The sequence below is a fragment of the Chryseobacterium sp. WLY505 genome (assembly GCF_030846215.1).
In the GTDB taxonomy this organism is placed as follows: domain Bacteria; phylum Bacteroidota; class Bacteroidia; order Flavobacteriales; family Weeksellaceae; genus Chryseobacterium.
Genome location: NZ_JAVCWI010000006.1, coordinates 87,167 through 110,283, shown reverse-complemented (window position 1 = coordinate 110,283; position 23,117 = coordinate 87,167). Strand labels below are relative to the sequence as shown.

21 protein-coding genes are annotated in these 23,117 nt (G+C 37.5%); 18 read left to right on the top strand and 3 right to left on the bottom strand.

The genetic code is table 11. From position 1 onward, the window contains the following. Nucleotides 1–361 precede the first annotated feature (361 nt). Nucleotides 362–2,458 (top strand): M13 family metallopeptidase, encoded by a 2,097-nt coding sequence (locus tag RAH34_RS14100; RefSeq protein ID WP_114821454.1) that lies wholly within the window; start codon nucleotides 362–364, stop codon nucleotides 2,456–2,458. A gap of 60 nt (nucleotides 2,459–2,518) precedes the next feature. On the opposite strand, the gene RAH34_RS14095 is transcribed toward RAH34_RS14100, so the two are convergent. Beyond that, entirely contained in the window at nucleotides 2,519–3,565 is a 1,047-nt protein-coding gene (locus RAH34_RS14095) for a hypothetical protein (protein ID WP_306596549.1), read from the bottom strand. A gap of 354 nt (nucleotides 3,566–3,919) precedes the next feature. Here RAH34_RS14095 and RAH34_RS14090 point away from each other — a divergent pair, with 354 nt between their 5' ends. The 9 genes from RAH34_RS14090 (at nucleotide 3,920) to RAH34_RS14050 (ending at nucleotide 12,368) form a co-directional block, all read left to right on the top strand. Further along, entirely contained in the window at nucleotides 3,920–4,366 is a 447-nt protein-coding gene (locus tag RAH34_RS14090) for a type VI secretion system contractile sheath small subunit (RefSeq protein WP_185144355.1), read from the top strand. Between the two features lie 20 nt (nucleotides 4,367–4,386). Next, on the top strand, nucleotides 4,387–5,748 hold the full coding sequence (locus tag RAH34_RS14085) for a DUF5458 family protein (protein WP_114821457.1): 1,362 nt from the start codon (nucleotides 4,387–4,389) through the stop codon (nucleotides 5,746–5,748). 78 nt (nucleotides 5,749–5,826) lie between these two features. Then, on the top strand, nucleotides 5,827–6,288 hold the full coding sequence (locus RAH34_RS14080; RefSeq protein WP_228412008.1) for a hypothetical protein: 462 nt from the start codon (nucleotides 5,827–5,829) through the stop codon (nucleotides 6,286–6,288). A 141-nt stretch (nucleotides 6,289–6,429) separates the two neighbouring features. Further along, nucleotides 6,430–7,464, top strand: coding sequence for an A/G-specific adenine glycosylase (mutY, locus tag RAH34_RS14075; RefSeq protein ID WP_306596548.1), 1,035 nt, complete (start codon nucleotides 6,430–6,432; stop codon nucleotides 7,462–7,464). Nucleotides 7,465–7,508: 44 nt separating this feature from the next. Continuing rightward, on the top strand, nucleotides 7,509–8,066 hold the full coding sequence (gene gldD, locus RAH34_RS14070) for a gliding motility lipoprotein GldD (RefSeq protein ID WP_114821460.1): 558 nt from the start codon (nucleotides 7,509–7,511) through the stop codon (nucleotides 8,064–8,066). A gap of 27 nt (nucleotides 8,067–8,093) precedes the next feature. Further along, complete coding sequence (locus RAH34_RS14065) at nucleotides 8,094–9,017, top strand: PfkB family carbohydrate kinase (protein WP_034692120.1); 924 nt, start codon at nucleotides 8,094–8,096, stop codon at nucleotides 9,015–9,017. 86 nt (nucleotides 9,018–9,103) lie between these two features. After that, complete coding sequence (locus tag RAH34_RS14060; RefSeq protein WP_114821461.1) at nucleotides 9,104–10,471, top strand: peptidylprolyl isomerase; 1,368 nt, start codon at nucleotides 9,104–9,106, stop codon at nucleotides 10,469–10,471. Between the two features lie 166 nt (nucleotides 10,472–10,637). Then, nucleotides 10,638–11,582, top strand: a complete 945-nt coding sequence (locus RAH34_RS14055; protein ID WP_306596626.1) for a nitronate monooxygenase family protein — start codon at nucleotides 10,638–10,640, stop codon at nucleotides 11,580–11,582. A 15-nt stretch (nucleotides 11,583–11,597) separates the two neighbouring features. Beyond that, on the top strand, nucleotides 11,598–12,368 hold the full coding sequence (locus RAH34_RS14050; RefSeq protein WP_306596547.1) for an alpha/beta fold hydrolase: 771 nt from the start codon (nucleotides 11,598–11,600) through the stop codon (nucleotides 12,366–12,368). A gap of 80 nt (nucleotides 12,369–12,448) precedes the next feature. On the opposite strand, the gene RAH34_RS14045 is transcribed toward RAH34_RS14050, so the two are convergent. Together RAH34_RS14045 and RAH34_RS14040 are read right to left on the bottom strand one after the other, a co-directional pair. Then, nucleotides 12,449–13,066 (bottom strand): hypothetical protein, encoded by a 618-nt coding sequence (locus RAH34_RS14045; RefSeq protein WP_306596546.1) that lies wholly within the window; start codon nucleotides 13,064–13,066, stop codon nucleotides 12,449–12,451. 27 nt (nucleotides 13,067–13,093) lie between these two features. Beyond that, nucleotides 13,094–13,393 (bottom strand): rhodanese-like domain-containing protein, encoded by a 300-nt coding sequence (locus RAH34_RS14040; RefSeq protein WP_047420452.1) that lies wholly within the window; start codon nucleotides 13,391–13,393, stop codon nucleotides 13,094–13,096. 164 nt (nucleotides 13,394–13,557) lie between these two features. Here RAH34_RS14040 and queG point away from each other — a divergent pair, with 164 nt between their 5' ends. The 8 genes from queG (at nucleotide 13,558) to RAH34_RS14000 (ending at nucleotide 23,105) form a co-directional block, all read left to right on the top strand. Further along, nucleotides 13,558–14,496, top strand: a complete 939-nt coding sequence (queG, locus tag RAH34_RS14035) for a tRNA epoxyqueuosine(34) reductase QueG (protein WP_114821464.1) — start codon at nucleotides 13,558–13,560, stop codon at nucleotides 14,494–14,496. A 360-nt stretch (nucleotides 14,497–14,856) separates the two neighbouring features. Continuing rightward, entirely contained in the window at nucleotides 14,857–15,540 is a 684-nt protein-coding gene (locus tag RAH34_RS14030; RefSeq protein WP_114821465.1) for a TIGR02117 family protein, read from the top strand. A 3-nt stretch (nucleotides 15,541–15,543) separates the two neighbouring features. Further along, nucleotides 15,544–16,191 carry a murein L,D-transpeptidase catalytic domain-containing protein gene (locus RAH34_RS14025; protein ID WP_306596545.1) on the top strand — a complete coding sequence of 216 codons (648 nt, stop codon included), beginning with the start codon at nucleotides 15,544–15,546 and terminating at the stop codon, nucleotides 16,189–16,191. 46 nt (nucleotides 16,192–16,237) lie between these two features. After that, nucleotides 16,238–16,690 (top strand): SRPBCC family protein, encoded by a 453-nt coding sequence (locus RAH34_RS14020; RefSeq protein WP_114821467.1) that lies wholly within the window; start codon nucleotides 16,238–16,240, stop codon nucleotides 16,688–16,690. Nucleotides 16,691–17,121: 431 nt separating this feature from the next. Beyond that, nucleotides 17,122–17,373: a hypothetical protein gene (locus tag RAH34_RS14015; RefSeq protein ID WP_162800940.1), complete on the top strand. Its 252-nt coding sequence runs from the start codon at nucleotides 17,122–17,124 to the stop codon at nucleotides 17,371–17,373. A 60-nt stretch (nucleotides 17,374–17,433) separates the two neighbouring features. Next, nucleotides 17,434–18,522 carry an efflux RND transporter periplasmic adaptor subunit gene (locus RAH34_RS14010; protein ID WP_114821469.1) on the top strand — a complete coding sequence of 363 codons (1,089 nt, stop codon included), beginning with the start codon at nucleotides 17,434–17,436 and terminating at the stop codon, nucleotides 18,520–18,522. A gap of 28 nt (nucleotides 18,523–18,550) precedes the next feature. Beyond that, entirely contained in the window at nucleotides 18,551–21,673 is a 3,123-nt protein-coding gene (locus RAH34_RS14005) for an efflux RND transporter permease subunit (RefSeq protein WP_306596544.1), read from the top strand. Next, entirely contained in the window at nucleotides 21,654–23,105 is a 1,452-nt protein-coding gene (locus RAH34_RS14000; RefSeq protein WP_114821471.1) for a TolC family protein, read from the top strand. The genes RAH34_RS14005 and RAH34_RS14000 overlap by 20 nt, the downstream gene beginning before the upstream one ends. Nucleotides 23,106–23,117 lie beyond the last annotated feature (12 nt).

Genomic DNA, 23,117 nt, shown 5'->3' with positions numbered 1-23,117 from the left:
AGTAATAAGTAATAAGTGATAAGTAATAAGTAATAAGTAATAAGTAATAAGTAATAAGTAATAAGTAATAAGTAATAAGTAATAAGTAATAAGTAATAAGTAATAAGTAATAAGTAATAAGTGCTTTGATAAGCAATCGAGGGGACAATTTTTACAATAACGGCTTCCATCATTCCCCTCCCCCGGAGGGGTGGCAAAAATTCAAAGAATTTTTGACGGGGTGGTTCTATACGTAATAACATTAAACATTAAACATTAAACATTGAATTTTCACTTTTCACCATATATCAATTATCATTCACTACATATCATTAAAGTTTGTATATTTGATAAGTTTGTGTAAAATCAAAAATTATCTTTAATGAAAAAGCTAAATATTGGAATACTTGCTCTTTCGGGTATTGTATTTCTTAATTCGTGTGGTGCTGCTAAGAATGCAGGGACAGACAATAAAACTGAAGCTACAGCAAAAGTGGCTGAACCGGTAAAAGAAGAAGCAAAAGAAGAGGGAATCAATTTATCGTATATGGATACCAGTGTCCGTCCACAAGATGACTTTTTTAGCTATGTGAATGGAAACTGGGTGAAAACGACTCAGATTCCTTCCGATAAAGCAAACTGGGGATCTTTCAATGCGTTGAGAGAAAATGTGGATGATGCTTCATTAGATATCTTAAACAAAATTCTTACAGAATCATATCCTGCAGGATCAGAAGGACAGAAAATCCAGAATCTGTATGCCTCTTTTATGGATACCAATAAGAGAAATGCAGAAGGTCTCGCTCCTATCAAAGCTGATCTTGCCAAAGTAGATGCTATTAAAAGTCTGGGCGATCTTCAGAAATACCTTTTGGAAGCTACAAGGTTAGGTGACAACTCTTTCTACGGATGGAGAGTAGGTGCTGATATGAAGAATTCAAAGATGAACGCGGTGTATCTTGGCGGTCCGGATTTAGGATTAGGAAGAGATTACTATCAGAAAGTAAACGATGCCAATACTAAAACCCTGGCGGAATATCAGACTTATGTTGGAAAGTTATTCGGAGTTTTAGGATATAAAAATACGACTCAGGCGGCACAGAATGTGGTAGATTTTGAAAAACAGCTTGCTAATTATTTATTGACTTTAGAGCAGAACAGAGATGCCAATTTAAGATATAATCCTAAAAACGTATCAGAATTATCAGGGCTTGTGAAAAATGTTGACCTTGCCAAATATCTGAAAGATGCAGGAGTAAATACAGACCGAGTGATCATCGGCGAACTGAAATATTACCAGAACATGGATCAGTTCATTACCCAGAAAAACCTTCCTTTACTGAAAGATTATCTGAAATACCATATCATCAACGGAAATGCGAGCAATCTGGATGACAATTTAGAGCAGATCAGGTTCGATTTCTATGCTAAATATTTACAGGGACAAAAAGAACAGCGTCCGATGAACAAAAGAGGGCTTACCCTTGTCAATGGTGTTCTGGGAGAAGCTTTCGGAAAACTGTATGTTGACAAATACTTCACTCCTGAAGCTAAGAAGCAGATGGAAACGTATATTGATTATCTTTTAAAATCATTCAAAACACACATTGCAAACATAGACTGGATGTCTCCTGAAACCAAAGTAAAAGCTCAGGAAAAGCTATCCAAGTTTACCGTGAAAATTGCTTATCCGGATAAATGGAAAGATTATACACAGTTGAAAGTAGAATCACCAAAAGAAGGTGCTACCTTATATTCTAATCTTCAGAATGTTGCAGCATGGCAGTATCAGAGAAGTTTAGATAAAGTAGGAAAACCTGTTGACAAAACAGAATGGGGAATGTCTCCACAAACGGTAAATGCTTACTACAGCGGATCAAACAACGAAATCGTATTCCCTGCAGCCATTCTTCAACCGCCTTTCTATAACCCTAAAGCTGACGCAGCCGTAAATTTCGGTGGTATTGGTGCCGTTATCGGTCACGAGATTTCTCACGGATTTGACGACAGCGGTTCACGTTTCGATGGAGATGGTAACCTTAACAACTGGTGGACGGATGCAGACCGTAAAAACTTTGATGCAAAAGTAGGACAGTTAGCCGCTCAGTACAGCGCTTACGAACCTGTAAAAGGAAGCTTTGTGAACGGGAAATTTACAAGCGGTGAAAACATAGGAGACCTAGGTGGAGTAGCAGTGGCTTACGATGCGCTTCAGATGTATTTAAAAGACAAAGGAAACCCAGGAAAGATCAGCGGGTTCACTCAGGATCAGAGATTCTTCATGAGCTGGGCTACGGTCTGGAGAACTAAAGCTACCGATCAGTATATGATCAACCAGGTGAAAACAGATCCACACTCTCCGGGAATGTTCAGGGCTTTTGGACCATTGGTTAATCAGGACTCATTCATCAAAGCATTTGATATCAAACCGGGAGACAAATTATATAAAGCTCCTCAGGACAGAATAAAAATCTGGTAATTTTACCTTAAATTGTTAGAAAAGAAAGAATCCGCCTCACATTTGAGACGGATTCTCTTTTTAATATTCTTTCTTATAATTCCGGAGTACAAACTTTATTCCCGTTTCTATAATATCTCCCATGGTTTTACAATATTTGAAATTAACATCATAGGTGAGTTTTTGTAAAGCCGTCCTTAGTTCTATGACATTGGCTTCCGGCGCAAGATTATCTTTTTTCATAATAGAAATAAGTTCATCAAATCTGTTTTTACTGGTGGTCACTCTTTTTACGATTTGGGAACGTACTTCTTTGCGGTATTGTTCTATGGAACTTGGCTTCAGCTTTTCCAATACCATATTCACCATTTGATTATTCTCTTTGAAATACTGTGGAAGATAAACCTTCAGGCTTCCCTCATACGTTTGCTGATCAAAATCTATAGGACGGATTCTGTAAATGACCTGGTCGAAATCGTGTATAGGAATCACAACATAATTATAAGAACGCATGTCTCCAAGAAGTCCAATAAGACAACGTTCATTAAATTTTACAAATTCTTTGGAAATCTGTGCCTTTTCAAGTTCTGAGCAGTTGGGCAGATGTTTCTGAATAAAAACATCTCCGGGAATTCCTAAAATATGCTCCTCTATCAAAGTATTCTTATAGACCAGAAAGTTAATCCGGTTAGGAGAAAGCAGGTCTTCAAGCTCCAGTCCGAATATCCGGGAAGCATCGGCCTGTTTTATATAAAAATAGGTATAATTATCATTCAGTACATTTCTCACCCGAATCCGGAAAGGTTTAGAATTTCCGAAAGTACAAAAGTCGATGGTATCCACTTTCAGATAAGGTAAAGTGGCAATATCTCCATCAGAATGAAGAAGGGTATAAATTTTATTTAAATTGGCCTCTATTTCTTTAAACTCATATTCAGAATACAGCACCCCAAGCCACAAAGTATCTTTACCATCTTTATCCAGAATTCTTACACTGTCACTAAATCTTAAAAGATCTTCATACAGAAACTTAATCTTGGTAGTTCTGTTATATTTTTCCAGATATTCTTGTAATGCTTCTGAAACGGGAAATATCGGTTTTCTGAACGCTATTTTTACATCTTTCATGACACGGCTCACTTTGTTTAAATATAAAAAATATTTTTTTGTAAAATCTGAGGAATTCTTATTTTAACATTTATCAGGCATGTTTATAAAAGAGTACAGCAAACAAAAATTTTATTTTATTTTTCTTGGAAGACTTTATTTATTTTTTCATAGCTTAGTGATATCGTAATATGGTGATTTTATGTTGAATAAATGTAAATAGATTTAGATGATTCAAGAAAAATCTTAGTAAAATTTTGTATGTTACAGTTTTTTTTTAAATTTAAACATTGGATTGGTAATTTATTTGATTCATCGGTAAATTATTCAAAGACAGATCCAAACCAAAATAGTAAATCTCAAAATAACAATAATATGGCAATGTTTAATTATGGTGTTGGCGGAAACGAGGTAAAAGTAGACGCTAATGAAGCTATTCAGGAAATACAGGAAAATAAATCACTGATAGTAAGCCAACTTACAACAGACGAGTCTTATACCCCTGAAATCGTAACAGGATTAAAAACAGTGGAAGACGTTTTCAAACATTTTCAGCCTTCAGTATCGGTACAGCACGAAACAGAAGATGGTGGAGTGGTAGAAGAAGAATTCCGTTTTCAAAACCTTGGAGACTTTACCCCTAAAAGCCTTACTCAGAAGTCAGATTATCTGCAGCAATTGAGCATGGAACAGGAGCAGTACAATAAAATCGTACGTCAGCTGAAAACTAACAAAATTCTACGCAACATGCTGGAGAACGATCAGACAAGAGCGGCGTTCATAGAAGTATTGAAAGAAGTGGCACAAGAACTTGAAAAATAATTAAAGACTTACATTAAATCATGGATAGCAAATTACAGGCACAAGAGAGCCAGCAGCAGGGGCAGCAGCAACACGCAGGGCAGCCGAAGGGCAACCCGCTTGCAGAGCTCAATAAAATGGGAGGATTTGGCTTTGTTGAATCCGTTGTAGACGGTATTGCCAATATGAACCCAACAAGAAAGGCAAGAAAAGAAATCTTCCTGAATGACAGCAATAAAGCAGACGAAAGAAAAGAACTTCTTCAGAAGATTAATCTTTGGGTAAACCTTTTAGAAGGTAATGAATCTGCAGATAAAATGGCTGATACGTGCAAAAGTAAAGCACAACAGGCCGATCAGAACTTAAAAACAAACTTAAAAAATACACTGGATGCCGTTCGTATGTTGGAAACCAACTACAGAACAGTAGCGCAATTCTACAAGAATACGGAATTGGATAAAGTGGATAACGTAAGTATCGTGAATGCAAGCCTTGATCAGGTTTCCGATCTGGATAATCCTCTGTTCATCGATGCTATTTCAGAAGAATTCAAAAACTATTACGACCGTCTTGACCTTAGAGATAACTATTCAATCCTTGCAATACCAGGATATTTAGGATCTAACAAGGTTATAGAGAAATGGGCAAAAATCTGTAACGAAAACAAAGTAATGATGGTTACAGACTTCGCCAACCTTGATAAGCCGGATGACGTGGTAGATTTATTCCACTCTGCAAACCTTACAGGAGGTGAACTTCACAGAAGTAACGTTATCATGACGTGTAACTGGCTGGTAGGACGTGGTAAAGCTGAAGAAGTAGGGGAAGAAGAAAACGTAGAACTTCCACCTTCCACTTCATTAGCAGGAAAGATCCATAAAACACTGATGTCTCAGGTAGCAGCAGGTAAAAAGCACGGTAACATCAACGAAGTAGACGCTGTAAAATTCGAATTGAAGAAAAGTGAAATTTCTCAATTGGAAAAAATGGGTCTTGTACCAATGGTAAACGAATACGGAAAAATTATGGCTTTCTCAGCGAAGACCTTATTTACAGGAGACAATATCGGTCTTCAGACCTATTCCGTAGTTCGTGTATTCGACTATGTGACCAAAGTATTATTAGACTTCCTTAACAGAAGAGCTTTCGAAAACTGGAATGCTAAAAACGAAGACGATTTGAGAAGACAGATTGTTACTTTCCTTGACAATATCAAAGGACCGGACAAGTTGATCGAGAAATTCAAAATTGTTCGTTTCGAGCAGGATAGAGTAAACAAAGACAGAGTATGGCTGGATATCCGTATGACGCCTTATTTCCCTACAAAAAGTTTCGTTATTAAACTGGACGGACACAAAGGAGATGATGGTAACGAATGGGATGCAGAATACACTCAGGAGTAACATAAACGTACTTTATATAACAAAAACCGATGCAATATTACATCGGTTTTTTTTCAACCAACATCTATGAAATTGAATATGAATAAAACACTTGTGATTGGATTACCCTTTTTGTTGGTCATCTTTTTGATAAGCTGTGAAAAAAAATACCAGAGTCCGGGCACTTACGAAAATGATCTTTTCGCACAGGAACGCCAGGAAGGAAAAGCATACATCATGAACAGAGATGAATGTTTTGATGGCAGTGAACTCGTACTTGCAAGTTCGGATGTAAAGCTGGCCGACAGTTCAAAAGGCCGCGGAAAATCATTCTATCTTTATAAAGTAAAATCAGGAGAAGTATTGAAAACAGTGAGAGATTCCACTGTAGATATGCCCATGATGTTTTTATCTCAATATAAATTAAAGATCAAAAATACAGATTCTATGTATGTATATCTGAAAAAGCTTGAAGGGTATCGTTTTATAGCCAAAGACAGAAACCTTAAGTACCAGTGGTTAAAAGCGGCTCCGGTATATTCTGTTAAAGCTGATAAATAAGTTTTATCTTTGCAGATACAAAATGCTTTGACTCCGCAATGCATAACACATTAAATAATATTCGTTTATTGAAAACGGTTGGTATTAGCAATGTCATACTGAGCGAAGTCGAAGTATCTCATAAAAGCAAAACAAAAATTTTTGGAGAAGGATAACCGAAGTTCAGATTTTCTGCATATAGGCAGCAAAATTCTAGAATGGTATAAAAATAATGCAAGAGATCTGCCTTTCAGACAGACAAAAGATCCGTACAAAATCTGGATCTGTGAAATTGTATTTCAACAGACGAGGATCAATCAGGGATTAAACCATTATAATAATTTCATTAAGCGATTTCCCGATGTAAAAACATTGGCAGAAGCTGAAGAAAACGAAGTTTTACTCTATTGGAAAGGATTGGGATATTATTCCAGAGCGATCAATATTCATAAAGCTGCCCAACAGATCATGAATGATTATCAGGGCGTCTTTCCTGATCAATACGAAGAAATTTTAAAACTGAAAGGAGTAGGGAAATATACTGCAGCAGCGGTCTCAAGTATATGTTTTGGAGGAAAAATGCCTGCTGTTGACGGGAATTTCTACCGTGTGTTGAGCCGCCTTTTTGCCGATGATTTTGATATTTCAAATGCAAGAGCATTTACTTATTTCTCTGAACTGGCAGCTTTGGTAATGCCGGAAAATGTAGGAGACTTTAATCAGGCTATGATGGATATTGGATCTGAAATCTGTAAACCCAAAAATCCGTTGTGCGGAGAATGCCCTGTAAATGAAGACTGTCTGGCATTTTCAATGCAGAAAATTTCCACTTATCCCGTTAAAACAAAGAAAGTAAAAGCAGAAGATCTTGCGCTGACGTATTATTTTGTTCACAGAAACGGACAGTTTCTGATCCGTCAGAGAGCGGATGACTTCATCTGGAAGAAATTATTTGAGTTTCCAACAGCTATTCCTTCCGATATGGAACCTTTCATTACCGGTTCAAAAACAGTTACCCATAAGTTGACCCATAAGAACTTAAGCATTGAAATCTGGAATGTTGAGGTAACTTCTGAAAAGATATGGAAGGATTTTGTCGTTGAAAATCAGTACCTGATTACAGACGTTGAAGGCTCTCATGAAAAATCGTTTCCGAAGCCTTTGGAAAATTACATTCAAAACGCTCTGAAAGACTGAAATTTGTCTTCCGAAATCTGAAATCTAATTTGTACTTTTGCAAAATGATTAAAAAAGTCATTTTTATTTTTGTATCGCTGCTTTTAATTTCATGTGGAAAAGACCCTTCGCCAAAACCTTATGGAGAATTGCGTCTTGAATATCCGACACCGAAATACCAAAAGTTTGAAAACGATTGTGCCTATACCTTTGAATATTCGCACTTTGCTTCGATTGCACCAGCCAAAAAACCTTGCTGGTTCTATCTGAACTATCCGAAAATGAAAGCTAAGCTTTTCGTTACCTATTATCCGATACAGAACGACTTTGCTGACCATATTAAGGAAGCCGAGAAAATGGTATATGAGCATACCATCAAAGCCAGTTCCATAGATACAAAATCCTTTGAATACCCTGAAAAGAAAGTGTACGGGAACTTCTATGAATTGAAAGGGCAGAGCGCTTCCAATCTTCAGTTTTACATTACAGACAGTACGAAACATTTCGTGACTGCTTACTTATACTTTAATACGAGACCGAAGCCGGACTCTCTTGCGCCTGCGGTGAACTATATCAAAAATGATATGAAACATCTGCTGGACACTTTTGAATGGAAAAAATAATTACTTTTAATATACATTGAAAAATATATGAAACTTTTAGTTGTAGGAAGTGTTGCATTTGATGCAATTGAAACACCATTTGGTAAAACGGACAAAATTTTAGGAGGTGCAGCCACTTATATCGGAATCACTTCATCAATTTTAGGCGTTAAATCCGGAATTGTTTCTGTAGTAGGAGGAGACTTTCCACAGGAACATCTTGATATGTTCACAGACAGAGAGGTAAACATTGAAGGAATTGAAATCGTGAAAGAAGGAAAAACATTCTTCTGGTCCGGAAAATACCACAACGATCTGAATACTAGAGATACTTTGGCTACAGAAGTAAATGTGTTGGAAAATTTTGATCCGAAAATCCCGGATTCAATGCAGGATGCCGAAATTTTACTACTTGGAAACCTACACCCTGGAGTTCAGTTATCTGTACTTGAAAAAATGAACAACCGTCCAAAACTGGTTATACTTGATACCATGAACTTCTGGATGGATTCTGCATGGGATATCTTAATGGATATGATTGCAAAAACAGATGTAATTACCATCAATGATGAAGAAGCAAGACAGCTTTCAGGAGAATACTCTCTGGTAAAAGCAGCTAAAAAGATCCATACTATGGGTCCTGAATATGTGATCATTAAAAAAGGAGAGCACGGAGCTTTACTTTTCCATGACAATAAAGTATTTGCTATCCCTGCACTTCCGTTAGAAGATGTTTTCGATCCGACAGGAGCCGGAGATACTTTTGCAGGAGGTTTCGCAGCATATCTTGCTAAAAAAGGGAAAATTGATTTCGAAACGATGAAGTCTGCCCTTATCGTAGGATCTGCAATGGCATCATTCACAGTAGAGAAATTCGGAACAGAAAGAATAGAGGAAGTAAATGAAGCGGATATGTTCAGCAGATTGAGACAATTCAAAGAATTAACGACATTTGATGTTGAACTGCAGTAAATAAGTCTTTTTAAGAAATATTTATAATAAAAAATTGAGTGAAATTCGTTAAGAATTCTAAATTTGCAACTTGTTAAAATAGTAAAATGACAAATAAACTAAAAATCACTTTTCTTCTTGGGATTTTCATCATGATATTCTCTTCAAATATGATGAACGCCCAGCTAAAACAAGGAGATTTGGTGGATGGTATTGCCGCTGTTATCGGGGATGAGATTGTATTGGAATCTGATGTAATCGAGCAGATGAATTATGGTAAACAACAGGGAGCTGCCAACACAGACAAATGTGAGTTCCTGGAAAATCTGATCAGCAATAAACTTCTTGTATACGAAGCAAAAAAAGATACGTTAATTGAAAACCGTTCTGCAGCAATCAAAGAACAAGCTAATGCAAAATACCGTCAGATGCTTTCTCAGTTTCCGGATGAAAAAACAATGCTTGCAGCTTATAAGTTCAGAAATGCGTATGAACTGAAAAATGCTATTGAAAAAATAGATACAGACCAGTATTACGGACAGGCAAAGTACCAGAGAGTAACGGATAAAGCAGATGTAACTCCTAATGAGGTAACTGATTTTTACAATATGTATAAAACACAGCTTCCACAGGTAAAGGATGAAGTTACTTTAGCTCAGATTATGATCTATCCGTCACTTACAGAAGCTCACAAACAAGAACTGATCAACAGGTTGAAAAAAATCAAGCAGGATATTATCGGAGGTGAAACTTTTGAAAGCCAGGCAAGAATTTATTCTGAAGATGAAGGATCTGCTGCCAACGGAGGATTATATAAAAATATCAATAAAGGGCAGATGGTGAAGCCATTCGAAGCTGCTGCATTGAACCTTCAGGAAAATGAAATTTCAGATCCTGTTGAATCTGAATTCGGATTCCATATTATTCAGTTGATAAAAAGATCTGGTAAAGTATATGATGCAAGACATATCTTGTTGAAAGCTGTTCCTACCGATGACGAAATTAAAACCGCAAAAGCTAAATTAGACAGTATCAGAGGTCTTATCATGGATGGTAAAATGACGTTTAAAGATGCTGCTTTTAAATTCTCAGACGATAAAAGAACAAAATTCAATGCAGGGATCATTCCTGGAGCTGATGGTTCTGATAAAATTGAAAGAGAAAGTATCCCTGGAACAATCAGCTACGAATTGGCAGGATTAAACAAAGGTGATATCACTACTGCTTTTGAAGACGAAGAGAACAAGAGAAAACAAATCAAGATCATCAAAGTTGAAGATGTGATTCCTTCTCACCAGATTACTCTGGAAACAGATTTCAGCAGAATCAAGCAGATGGCACTGAATAAAAAGAAAAGTGAAATGGTTGAAAAGTTTGTCAACTCGAAGTTGCCGACTACTTTTATTTCCATTGACGGACGTTACGACAGCTGTAACTTTAAGTCTAACTGGAAGAAACAATCCATGACAAAATAAAATCAAAACCTTCAGAATTTCTGAAGGTTTTTTTTATATTAAAGCTTAAGGAATGACTGGTTGTTATAGAAAATATTGACATATTTTTCCCGGAAAACCGTTGTTTTTATTATTTTTACACATGAGCAATTTTATAGATTTTAACGCTGCAAAAAAACTTCATGACATGGAGGCTACACACAATAGAATTTCAAACCTTTTTACTATTAAATATCCAATTATCCAGGCAGGAATGATCTGGCATTCAGGATGGAGATTGGCTTCTGCGGTTTCCAACTGTGGAGGATTGGGAATTATAGGAGCAGGAAGTATGTATCCTGATATCCTGAGAGAAAATATCCGGAAATGTAAACTGGCAACAGATAAACCATTCGGGGTAAATGTACCGATGTTATATCCTAATATTGAGGAAATCATTCAGATCATTCTTGAAGAAGGAGTGAAAATCGTATTCACTTCAGCCGGTAACCCGAAAACCTATACGGAGACCCTTCAGAAAGAAGGAATAAAAGTAGCTCACGTCGTTTCTTCCACCAAATTCGCTGTAAAATGTGAAGATGCCGGAGTAGATGCCATTGTTGCAGAAGGTTTCGAAGCAGGAGGCCATAACGGAAGAGATGAAACCACCACATTCTGTCTTATTCCGAATGTAAAGAAACATATTTCTAAGCCGTTAATCGCAGCCGGAGGAATCGCATTAGGCTCACAGATTAAAGCAGCCATGATTCTCGGTGCAGACGGTGTACAGATCGGTTCCCGCTTTGCGGCTACAACCGAGGCAAGTGCCCATGAAAACTGGAAAAAGAAAATCACGGAACTGCAGGAAGGAGATACCCATCTTACTTTGAAGGAGCTGGCTCCTGTAAGAATGGTTAAAAATAAATTCTTTAATGAACTGGAAGATATCTACGTGAATGGAAGAGATAAAGACGCCTTAATTGCTTCTTTAGGAAGAGCAAGAGCAAAACGTGGAATGTTTGAAGGAGATATGGAAGATGGAGAACTTGAAATAGGCCAGGTTTCAGCTTTGATTGATGAAATTCTTCCGGTAGAAACTGTCTTCAGCCACCTTTTAAAAGAATTTGAAGAAACAAAAATGCCAACTTTTTAAATATAATTTTACTCAATGGCGGGAAGAATAATAGATGTAAAGGGACAAAAATTATATATCGAACACAATAATCAATTTCAAGACAAACCTACGATTGTTTTTCTGCATGATTCATTAGGATCTGTGCAGCTTTGGAGAGATTTTCCAGCCAAACTATCCGAAGCCACACATTGCAATACTTTGGCTTATGACCGTTTAGGTTACGGTAAATCATTTCCAATGTCTACTCATGTAAGACCGGTAAATTATATGGAGCTGGAAGCAGATCTGTTGAATCATCTATTGACTGAAATGAATCTTGATAAGGTTATTCTGTTCGGGCACAGTGACGGGGGAACAATAGCCTTGATTACCGCTGCAAAATATCCTGAAAAAGTAGAAGCTGTCATTTGTGAAGCTGGTCATATCTTTGTTGAAGAGGTAACTTTAAAGGGAGTCTATGACGCCTGGGAAGCTTACAAAACGACTAATCTTCCGGAACGTTTACAGAAATACCATGGGGATAAAGTAGAAATGCTTTTCAAGGCCTGGACCGAAACCTGGACGCGTGAAGATTACAGAACCTGGAATATTGAATATCTCTTAAAAAATATTACTGCTCCATTATTATTTGTTCAGGGAGAAGCTGATGAATACGGTACATTGGATCAGGTAGAAAAAACAGTGACTCAGGTCAGTGGAAGTTCGGAAAAATATATCATTCCCGGAATAGGACACACACCACATAAAGAATCTCCTGAGCTTGTATTAGAGAAAGCTACGGAATTTATTGGTAAATATTTTTAATCTGAACTTATAAAATATAGTAATAAGACACCTTGTAATCAGGGTGTCTTTATTGATATAAATGATAAATGAAATTGTATTTAAAGTAACTGCAGTTCAGCAGCAATGTTTTCCTTTGCCTGAACTTCATACTTTTTCTTAAAATACTCTGTTTTAAAGATACTCTCCAGTTCGAGAAAATGCTTAAGCACTTTTTTTCGTCCCGGTTTATAAAGGAAATCAGGATAAATAGAATACTCTTTTCTGATATTTTGAGTGTATTCTGAATAAGTTTTAAAATCTTTGCCCAGTACAGAAAGGTCAGCATCCAGAAGATAATTGGTATCTTCATCATCACAGATTTGGTGAGATTTTGTAGCCAGAATCTGTGCAGAAATTATCGGAATTATATCTTGATGCATATGAAGTTCAGCAAGCCTTTTTTCTGCCTTGGCAGCACTTTTCTCCTCATTGGCTTTGGAGGTGGCATCATAGATAATATCATGGTAAAACACAGAGAAAGAAAGAGCAGTAAAATCTGAGATAGTATTTCTCACTGCTTCAAGCTCTTTAAACATATTTTCAAGATGAAGAAGATTGTGATAATGCCTGCCTTTTTCAGAATATCTGGTTTCAATCTCTTTCCAAAGACTGTTAATCAATTTCTGATCTTCCGTAAACAAAGAGCAAAGCTGTTCAAATTGATTTTTCAGATTCATAGAAATAAAGATATAAAAAAAGGAACTTTAAAAAGTTCCCTGATTTGCTTCCAGTACAGCTTTCAGCTCAGCCCAGCCTCCGCCGTTATAACCGTCCTTTAATCCCTGAGCGTTAAGATAATCCAATGCTTTTCCGCTTCTGTTTCCACTTCTGCAGAATAAGATGACAGGTTTTTCAACAGATAGAATCTCATCCTGTCTGTCTTCTACTTCACCTAGAGGAATATTCTTAGCACCATCTATATTACCGTCCATTTCAAGCTCCATTGGCTCACGAACGTCGATTAATTCATAATTTCCGGATTGTATTACTTCTATTAAAGACATAGTTGTTGGTTTAAATATTAAATTAGAAACGAAATTACGCAATTTTTTTTTGAAAAAAATCCTAATAAAAATATAATTTTTCAGAAAAGAAGTCAGCTGTGCTATGAACTTTCCCCAAAATCAAAAGATTGATAAAATAATCTTAATTTTGCAGGGTGAAATTAATGAATGCCGGTGCCGAAAAATATTCCCAACTGATCAAGTCCAAAGCCAAAAGTTTTGGATTCCAGAATTGTGGCATTTCCAAAGCTGATTTTCTCGAAGAAGATGCTCCTCATCTTGAAAAATGGCTGAAGAATAATTATAACGGCGAAATGAAGTATATGGAAAATCATTTCGACAAAAGACTTGATCCCAGACTTTTGGTAGAAGGTTCAAAATCTGTGATTTCACTTTCTTATAATTATTTTCCTGAAGAAAAAATTTCCGTTCTTGAGAATTTTAAAATCTCAAAATATGCCTATGCAGAAGATTATCATGAAGTCATTAAAGAGATCCTCCGTGAAATGGTAGCTGAGCTGCAGGAAGAAATTGGAGAATTTGGTTTCCGGGTCTTTGTAGATTCTGCACCGGTGATGGAAAGAGCCTGGGCGAAAAAATCAGGAATAGGCTGGGTAGGAAAAAATGCCAACCTTATTACCAAGCAAAGTGGCTCTTTTTATTTTCTGGCCGAAATTATCTGTGATCTGGAGCTGATTCCTGATCATGCCACCACAGATCATTGCGGAAGCTGCAGGAAATGTATTGATGCCTGTCCCACAGATGCTATTGTTTCTGAGAAGATTATAGATGGAAGCCGCTGCATTTCGTATGCAACCATAGAACTCAAAAACGAAATTCCGGATTATTTTAAAGATAAAATGGAAGACTGGATGTTCGGATGTGATATCTGCCAGGATGTCTGCCCATGGAACAGATTCTCCGCGCCTAATAAACAGAGCCGTTTCCAACCCAATGAAGCATTGAAAAACTTCAAAAAAGGAGAATGGAAGGAACTTACCCAGGAAATTTTTTCAGAAATCTTCAGAAAATCTCCTGTGAAAAGAACCAAATTTACAGGACTTAAAAGAAATATTGAGTTTTTACAGAAATCTTCTGACTGATTTTTCTCTGAACTTTTGGTGACAATCCCTCTTTTGGAATTTTTTGAAGTTCCAAACCAGAGCTGATAGTCGACCATTCCTTAAATTTTTCGCTTTAAGGAGGTGAAGATTTACATCAATAAGTTTCTTAAAAAGCCTTTCCTATAAAGAAAAATTGATTTTCAGGAGATCAAAATCTCACCGAAAATCAACGTCTTTTTTGTATTCTTTTAGGAGCAGTTTTTACTCTTACTTTAAACCTTTTTTGGGATTTAGTATTTTTACGCATATTTGTGAATATTTCGTAACTAAATATAGCTAATTTTTCGATTAAAACAAATACTTTTACTAAAAATTAAAGATTAAATTTTATTAAAAAACATGACTGTGAAAACGATATTAATGTATATCCTGAAAGTGCTAGGAATTATTTTAGGAATTGTGATTATTTATGTCATCCTTGGGCTGCTCATTCCCTATATTCCTGTTTCTGCAAAAGATGACGGACAAAAGAAAGAAATTCCAATCTATATTTATACCAACGGAGTGCATACCGATATTGTAATGCCTGTGAAAAACGACCTGCAGGACTGGAGCCGGAAAATTCCTTTTGCCAATACAAAATCAAAAAGAACAGACTATCAGTATATAGGAATAGGATGGGGAGATAAAGGCTTTTATCTTGATACACCTACATGGGCAGACCTGAAATTTTCAACAGCTGTAAAAGCAGCATTCTGGCTAAGTGATTCTGCCATGCACTGTACTTATTATAATACGATGAAAGAAGGAGATGACTGTAAAATGATCATGATCAGCAGAAGTCAGTATGAAAATCTGGTGAAATATGTGGAAGATAAATTTGACAGAGATCCAAACGGCAATTTCATGTTGATTCCTACCAATGCGGTGTACGGTGATAACGACGCTTTTTATGATGCAAAAGGAACTTACAGCTTTCTGTATACCTGCAATACCTGGTCAAATAACGCTTTGAAAGCAGCAGGACAGAAAGCCGCACTTTGGACACCTTCTGATTTCGGAATCTTTCAGCATTATAAATAAAATATGAAGAGGATTTTTTGGTTTTTCACCATCTTTTGGATCTGTTCATGTTCTCAGGAAAGGAAAACTGATACAATAAGAACGGTAGAAACATCAGTAGTTGAAGAAAAGAAACCTGAAGCTGATTTTTCTAAATTAAAAATAAAAGCAGAAGAAGCATTGAAATTCTGTGCTTCAAAGAATTTGAGCAAAGAGTTCTGTATTCTCATTGATATGAGCCTTCACTCCGGCGTTAACCGTTTATTTGTCTGGGATTTTAAAAATAATAAGATTTCGAAAAAATATCTGGTAGGGCATGGATGCGGTTCCAATTCCTGGAGTAAAGATCATTCTAAAGCAAATCCTGGTTTCAGCAATGAAGACGGAAGCCATCTATCCTCTCTAGGGAAATATAAACTGGAAGGAAGAGGGTACAGCGATTGGGGAATCAATGTCAAATACCTGATGCACGGCCTTGAAGAAACCAACAGCAATGCTTTAAAAAGATTTATTGTCTTTCATTCCTGGAATCTGATGAGTGATACTGAAACTTTCCCAAACGGATCTCCTGAAGGCTGGGGTTGCCCGACCGTTTCCAACAACGCGATGAAGGAAATAGATCCGATGATTCAAAAATCAGAAAAACCGGTCCTGATGTGGATCTATAATTAAATCTTTACCTTTGTTTCATGACAATCTTGTTAACTGATTACTTCTTATGAAACATACCCTTTTCAGAGAACAACAACTCAATTGTGATATAGAAACGGCCTGGAAATTCTTTTCCTCAGCCAATAACCTTTCAGAAATTACCCCTAAAGATATGGGCTTTGTTGTATTGACAGAAATGGAAAACGATGAAATCTATGAAGGAATGCTCATCGATTATTATGTTTCGCCATTATTCGGTATCAAAATGAAGTGGCAGACGGAGATCACCCACGTAGATTTTCAGAAAAGTTTCATTGACTTTCAGAAAAAAGGGCCGTACAAACTATGGAACCACCACCATGAATTTATTCCCAACGAAGATGGTGTTCTGATGCGAGACACCATAGATTATGAACTTCCCATGGGTTTTTTAGGGGAAATTGCCCATGGTCTTTTCGTGAAAAAGAAACTGGAACATATCTTTGATTACCGTTTCAGAGTACTCCGTAAATTATTTTAACTATTCAATTTTAGTAATTCAATAGGAACGGGCTTTAGCCCGTTAATAATAAACCAAAATTCATCTGGCTTTAGCCAAAACTTAAAAAAATCAATAATCAAATATATTAAATTTCTTCTTTTTAATCTGATTCTGAATTTTAGAGGTTGGATCCCTACGGAATGACAGAATACGTCCATACACCTAGTATTCTATTTGTCATTCCGTAGAAATCCCAATACGAATGAGTAGAATTATTCCTCCATTGTTTAAGTTTTTTTAACAGTTCAATGGCCGGATTTCCCGGTAAAAATCCCTAATTTTGCCAAACTATCGTTTTTTACTTAAAAACTAATGTGTTCTGGTTTGGCATGGCAGGTCTGAGGTCATTTTTCATATTCTATATCCTACTGGTTTTTTCCCTTTTCAATTCGAATTGGGCAGAAAAATCGTTGCAGAATATTCCGCATGTTCCGCCTGTAACCAATATTCATGTTCTGGATGTTTACGAAGAGGCAGATATGAATACGCATGCATTGCCAGCGGCTGCCAAAATTGTAAAACATTCAGTTAAAAAAAATGATCCTGCCATTGCAGATTTTTCAGGAATTTTAAAAGTTATTCCAAAAGTTACGCTTCCTGAGATTGCAATTTCTATTATTTGTGGAGTTAAATCCTTTCTCCATCTCCTCCAGTTGTACTAGATTTAAGTTTTTGAAAACCAAATCATTTTAACGGAAATCTTATAACTTAAACATTTAAAAATGTATTTTAAAACTGTAATAATTTGCATTCTTGCAACATTATTCGCTGTGTCATGCAGTAAAGACAAGGAGAAAAACAATAAAAGAGATAAAGAAGTTCCTGTGCTGGAAATCAAGGAAAAGGATACATTGGTGAGCAACCAGTTTGTGACCGATATCCAGGCAAAAAAGAATGTGGAAATGCGTTCCAGAATCGGAGGAATTATCCAGCATATCTATGTCAACGAGGGACAGTTTGTCCATCAGGGACAGGCCTTATTCAAAATCAATGATGCGGAACTTCAGATGGAACTTCTGAAAGCCAATGCAGCTTTAAAACAGACTGAAGCAGACGTTCGCATTGCAGAAGTAGAACTAAAGCAGATTCAGAGTCTTCATGCTAAAAAATTTGTGGCCAACAATGAGTTGGAAATGGTGAAGGCTAAACTATCATCTGCCAAAGCAAAACACGCCTTTGCCGATGCAGAAAAGAGAACAGTTCTTCAGAAGATAAGCTTTACAAGAATTACAGCACCTTTTGATGGAGTGATTGATGTGATTCCTCATAAAGACGGAAGTTTGGTGGAAAACGGAACTTTATTAACTACCCTTTCCCAATTGAACGAAGTCTATGCCTATTTCTCCATTCCTGAAAACTTATATTTTGAGCTTTTAGCTAATGATAAAATTGGAAGTCATCAGAAGATTGAGCTAACACTTCCGAATGGAGTTAATTACCAGTTCAACGGAGCTTTGAAAACAGCCGAAGGCGAAATCGACAGAACCACTGGTTCTATCAGATATAAAGTACTTTTCCCGAATCCGGACCGTTTGATCAAGCACGGTACTTCAGGGAAGCTTATCATTTCTGAACAACAGAATAATGCGATCCTTATTCCACAAAAATCTACTTTCTCCATTCAGGATAAGACCTACGTTTTTGTAGTGGATAAGCAGAATAAAGTGAAAATGACCAATATTAAGATCGGAACTACTTTAAGAGATTCTTATATGGTAGAAAGTGGTCTTAAAAAAGGAGATTTAATCATTTATGAAGGGACTCAGTCTTTGAAAGATGGTGATATTATCAAAATCAAAAAGAAATATTAACCTTTCATAATCTGTAAATCAACTAACTATGGTAGAAATGTTTATAAGACGAAAGGTTCTTTCGTTGGTTATTTCCATATTATTTGTATTGCTGGGAATTATGGCGCTGCTTAAAATGCCGATCACCCAGTTTCCCGATATTGTACCGCCTTCAGTAACTGTTACTGCAAAATATACAGGAGCGAACGCTGAAGTGTCTGCCAATGCCGTAGCTCTTCCTCTGGAACGTGCGATCAATGGTGTACCGGGGATGACGTATATGTCTACGGTAACCTCCAATGACGGTCTTACCCTTATTCAGGTTTTCTTTGAAGTAGGAACAGATCCTGATGTGGCCGCAGTAAACGTTCAGAACAGGGTAACGACTATATTGGATGAACTTCCCGAAGAGGTAATCAGAGCCGGAGTAACTACTGAAAAAGAGGTGAACAGTATGCTGATGTACCTTAACATCACCAGTGCAGATCCGAGCCAGGATGAACAGTTCATTTATAACTTTACGGATATCAACGTCCTTCAGGAGCTGAAACGTATTGATGGAGTAGGGCGTGCTGAAATCATGGGGCAGAAAGAATATTCGATGAGAGTATGGCTGGATCCCCAGAAAATGGCCGCTTACAATATTTCAGCAGATGAAGTGATCACTTCCCTGCAAAAACAGAATATTTCCGCAGCACCAGGAAAAGTAGGGGAAACCTCTGGTAAAACCTCCAGCCAGCTTCAGTATGTCATTAAATATAAAGGAAAATTTTTTGAGCCAAAACAATATGAGGAAGTTCCCATCAGATCTGATGTGGATGGAACCATTCTGAAGCTTAAAGATATTGCCAAGGTAGAATTCGGAGCAATGAACTACGGAATGGTTTCCAAAACAGACGGAAGACCTTCTGCATCGATCATGATGAAACAACGTCCCGGTTCCAACGCTTCCGAGGTTATCGAGAGCGTAAAAGCAAAGATGGAAGAATTAAAAGTCACTTCTTTCCCTCCCGGAATGGAGTATAACATGGCTTATGATGTTTCCCGATTCCTGGATGCCTCTATCAGTGCGGTATTGACAACCCTTATCGAAGCCTTTATTCTGGTAGGGATTGTGGTGTTTATTTTCCTTCAGGACTGGCGTTCTACATTGATTCCTGTACTGGCTGTACCGGTAGCATTGGTAGGAACTTTTGCATTCATGAATATGCTGGATTTCTCTGTTAACCTTTTGACATTATTTGCGTTGGTTCTTGCCATTGGAATTGTTGTTGATAATGCCATTGTCGTTGTGGAAGCTGTTCACGTGAAAATGGAAGAAGGAATGAATGCGATGGATGCCACCATCAGTGCCACCAAAGAAATTGCAGGAGCTGTAGTAGCGATTACAATAGTAATGTCTGCCGTATTTATTCCCGTGGCATTCCTGGATGGTCCTGTAGGAGTATTTTACCGTCAGTTTTCATTAACGCTGGCCATCAGTATTGTCATTTCAGGGGTGAATGCATTGACACTTACTCCGGCACTTTGTGCGATTATTTTAAGACCTCATGACCACAATAAAAAGAAGACCATTATTGATAGGGCTTTCCAGAGTTTTAATACTGGTTTTGAAAGATTGACGAATGGCTATGTCGGCATTTTATCAAAATTTGCCACAAGAACTACAGTGACTTTCGGATTACTGTTTTTATTTGTAGGACTTACTTTTGTGACCAGCAAATTCCTTCCGACCGGATTTATTCCAATGGAAGACCAGGGAATGGTATATGTAAGTGTAACCACTCCGCAGGGAGCAACAGTAGAAAGAACAGAAAAGGTGCTGGATGAAGTGACGGTGATTGCCAAGAAGATTAAAGGAGTGGAAAACGTAACCACACTTGCAGGATACAGCATCGTAACAGAAATTGCAGGTTCTTCTTACGGAATGGCGATGATTAACCTTAAAGACTGGAAAGAAAGAAATATTTCAGTGAATGATCTGGTCGCAGAACTTTCAGACAAAACAAAAAGCATTGCAGATGCTCAGATTGAAATTTTTGCTCCACCAACCGTTCCTGGTTTCGGTAATACCAGCGGTTTCGAATTGCGTTTGCTGGACAGAACCGGAGGAACGATTGAAAATACAGATAAGATCACAAAGGATTTTGTTAAGAAATTAAATGAAGCTCCCGAGTTGCAGAATAACTTTACCAGTTTTGATGCTACTTTCCCGCAATACATGATCAATGTAGATTATGATATGGCAGCGAAGAAAGGAGTTTCGGTAGACAATGCGATGTCTACGCTACAGACCATGCTGGGATCTTATTATGCCACGAATTTTATCCGTTTCAGTCAGATGTATAAAGTAATGGTCCAGGCAAGTCCGGAGCACAGAGATACCCCGGAAAGCATTCTGAATTTATATTTAAAAAATGATAAAGGTGAAATGGTTCCTTTCTCAACTTTCATCACTATCGAGAAGGTATACGGACCTGAAGTACTGACAAGGTACAATATGTATATGTCTGCGATGATCAACGGAGAACCTGCAGACGGTTACAGTTCCGGTGATGCCATTGCAGCCGTAGAACGTGTAGCCAAAGAAACACTGCCCAGAGGATTCGATATTGAATGGTCGGGGATGACAAGGGAAGAGATCTTATCAGGAAACCAAACCGTTTATATCTTCGCGATCTGTCTTTTATTCGTGTATCTTTTATTAGCAGCACAATATGAAAGTTTCCTTCTTCCAATGCCGGTATTATTAAGCCTTCCGACAGGAATTTTCGGATCTTATATCGCATTGGTGGCTGCGGGGCTGGATAACAATATTTATGCGCAGGTAGCATTGGTCATGCTGATTGGGCTTCTGGCCAAAAATGCTATCCTGATCGTAGAATTTGCAGTAGCAAGAAACAAACAGGGATTTGATATTGTTCCGGCAGCTATTGAAGGCGCAAGACAGCGTCTGAGACCTATTCTTATGACTTCTTTTGCGTTCGTAGCGGGACTTATCCCATTATGTATCGCATCAGGAGCAGGAGCAATTGGTAACCGTTCCATTGGTACTGCTGCGGCAGGAGGAATGTTAATTGGAACCATCTTCGGACTGGTGGTGATTCCGGGACTGTATATATTCTTTGCAAAACTTGAAAATAAGAAGAAAGATGAAAAGATTAAATCATAGAAATATATTGTATGGAATTGCATCACTGAGCCTGGTTTCGTGTGCTGTTCCCAAAGTAACGGAGCTGAAAAAAGCCCAGGAATTACCAGAGGAAATCATCAAAGCTGACAAAAATAAATCTCCGGATGAATTCCAGCAGATCAATCTGAAGGCTTACTTTACAGATCCGCAGCTTCTTGAGCTTTTTGAAAAAGTAGTTCAGGCTAATCCGGATTTTCAGATTGCCCAGCAAAGAGTGGAGATTGCCAACAGCTTCCTTCAAAGATCAAAAATGGATCTGCTGCCTTCTCTTGAAGTGGGAGTACAGGCTTCCGGTGACCACTACGGAAAATATACAATGGAAGGTGTTGGAAACTATGATACCAATCTTTCCCCTAATATTACCGAAAATCAGAAAATTAACCGGGATTTTACTCCTAATTACTGGCTGGGAGCAAGAAGCAGCTGGGAAATTGATGCCTGGGGAAAACTGAAAAATAAGAAGATTGCAGCTCAGAAGAAATATCTAGCTTCTACTGAAGGTTTGAGGCTACTGCAGGTAGAACTTTTCACCGATATTGCCAATCTGTATTACCAGTTGGTAGCGTTGGATAATCGTCTTGCTATTTATCAGAAGAACTATAAACTTCAGCAAAGAGCTTTTGAAATTGTTCTGGCTCAGCGTGAAGTGGGAAAAGCCACGGAATTGGCAGTTCAGCAGTTCAAAGCTCAGAATAACAACTGGCTGGCAGAGATTGAACACATCAGGGTAGAAATTGTTACGGTAGAACAGGCAATCACTACTTTGACAGGAAGCTACGGCGGAGAAGTAAAGCGCGGAAAAATACTGATGCCTACCAATATGGAAGTGTTGAATAAAACCATCAACGTAGAAAATGTGATTCATTCCAGACCGGATGTAGCTGCAAACTATTATGTCTTGGAAGCTTCTCAGGCTGATGCGAAAGCTGCAAGAGCTGCTTTTTATCCTAAAATTGATCTGGGTGCAGGTTTCGGACTGAATTCTTTTTCTGTAGAAACGTTCTTCAAGCCAAGCTCACTGGCCGGGCAGTTGTTAGGAGGATTAATGGTTCCTGTTTTCAATAAAGGACAGTTGAAATATGAATTTAAAGTAGCGAGCAAAGAGCAGGAAATTGCTTTTTTAAACTATCAGAAAAGTATTACCACTGCTTTTAATGAACTTCAGTCGATTCTGAAACAAACCAAGATCTATGAACGTGTTCTGAAACTGAAATCAGAAGAAGTAGGTTTCCTTGACCGTGGTGTTGAGGTTTCCAACGATCTGTATTTGACAGGTTATGCAAACTATTTTGAACTCATCAATTCTCAGAAAAGCAAATTAACTGCTGAGCTGGATTTACTGCAGTTTCAACACCAAAATACCAGAAATAACGTCCTGCTGTTTAAAGCACTGGGAGGGAAACTGGATTAATTTTTACTTTTT

What these genes read in the sequence shown, in the direction of transcription:
- RAH34_RS14100 (WP_114821454.1), top strand. Translation starts at nt 362, where the DNA reads ATGAAAAAGCTAAATATTGGAATACTTGCTCTTTCGGGTATTGTATTT.
- RAH34_RS14095 (WP_306596549.1), bottom strand. Translation starts at nt 3,565, where the DNA reads ATGAAAGATGTAAAAATAGCGTTCAGAAAACCGATATTTCCCGTTTCA.
- RAH34_RS14090 (WP_185144355.1), top strand. Translation starts at nt 3,920, where the DNA reads ATGGCAATGTTTAATTATGGTGTTGGCGGAAACGAGGTAAAAGTAGAC.
- RAH34_RS14085 (WP_114821457.1), top strand. Translation starts at nt 4,387, where the DNA reads ATGGATAGCAAATTACAGGCACAAGAGAGCCAGCAGCAGGGGCAGCAG.
- RAH34_RS14080 (WP_228412008.1), top strand. Translation starts at nt 5,827, where the DNA reads ATGAATAAAACACTTGTGATTGGATTACCCTTTTTGTTGGTCATCTTT.
- gldD (WP_114821460.1), top strand. Translation starts at nt 7,509, where the DNA reads ATGATTAAAAAAGTCATTTTTATTTTTGTATCGCTGCTTTTAATTTCA.
- RAH34_RS14065 (WP_034692120.1), top strand. Translation starts at nt 8,094, where the DNA reads ATGAAACTTTTAGTTGTAGGAAGTGTTGCATTTGATGCAATTGAAACA.
- RAH34_RS14060 (WP_114821461.1), top strand. Translation starts at nt 9,104, where the DNA reads ATGACAAATAAACTAAAAATCACTTTTCTTCTTGGGATTTTCATCATG.
- RAH34_RS14055 (WP_306596626.1), top strand. Translation starts at nt 10,638, where the DNA reads ATGGAGGCTACACACAATAGAATTTCAAACCTTTTTACTATTAAATAT.
- RAH34_RS14050 (WP_306596547.1), top strand. Translation starts at nt 11,598, where the DNA reads ATGGCGGGAAGAATAATAGATGTAAAGGGACAAAAATTATATATCGAA.
- RAH34_RS14045 (WP_306596546.1), bottom strand. Translation starts at nt 13,066, where the DNA reads ATGAATCTGAAAAATCAATTTGAACAGCTTTGCTCTTTGTTTACGGAA.
- RAH34_RS14040 (WP_047420452.1), bottom strand. Translation starts at nt 13,393, where the DNA reads ATGTCTTTAATAGAAGTAATACAATCCGGAAATTATGAATTAATCGAC.
- queG (WP_114821464.1), top strand. Translation starts at nt 13,558, where the DNA reads ATGAATGCCGGTGCCGAAAAATATTCCCAACTGATCAAGTCCAAAGCC.
- RAH34_RS14030 (WP_114821465.1), top strand. Translation starts at nt 14,857, where the DNA reads ATGACTGTGAAAACGATATTAATGTATATCCTGAAAGTGCTAGGAATT.
- RAH34_RS14025 (WP_306596545.1), top strand. Translation starts at nt 15,544, where the DNA reads ATGAAGAGGATTTTTTGGTTTTTCACCATCTTTTGGATCTGTTCATGT.
- RAH34_RS14020 (WP_114821467.1), top strand. Translation starts at nt 16,238, where the DNA reads ATGAAACATACCCTTTTCAGAGAACAACAACTCAATTGTGATATAGAA.
- RAH34_RS14010 (WP_114821469.1), top strand. Translation starts at nt 17,434, where the DNA reads ATGTATTTTAAAACTGTAATAATTTGCATTCTTGCAACATTATTCGCT.
- RAH34_RS14005 (WP_306596544.1), top strand. Translation starts at nt 18,551, where the DNA reads ATGGTAGAAATGTTTATAAGACGAAAGGTTCTTTCGTTGGTTATTTCC.
- RAH34_RS14000 (WP_114821471.1), top strand. Translation starts at nt 21,654, where the DNA reads ATGAAAAGATTAAATCATAGAAATATATTGTATGGAATTGCATCACTG.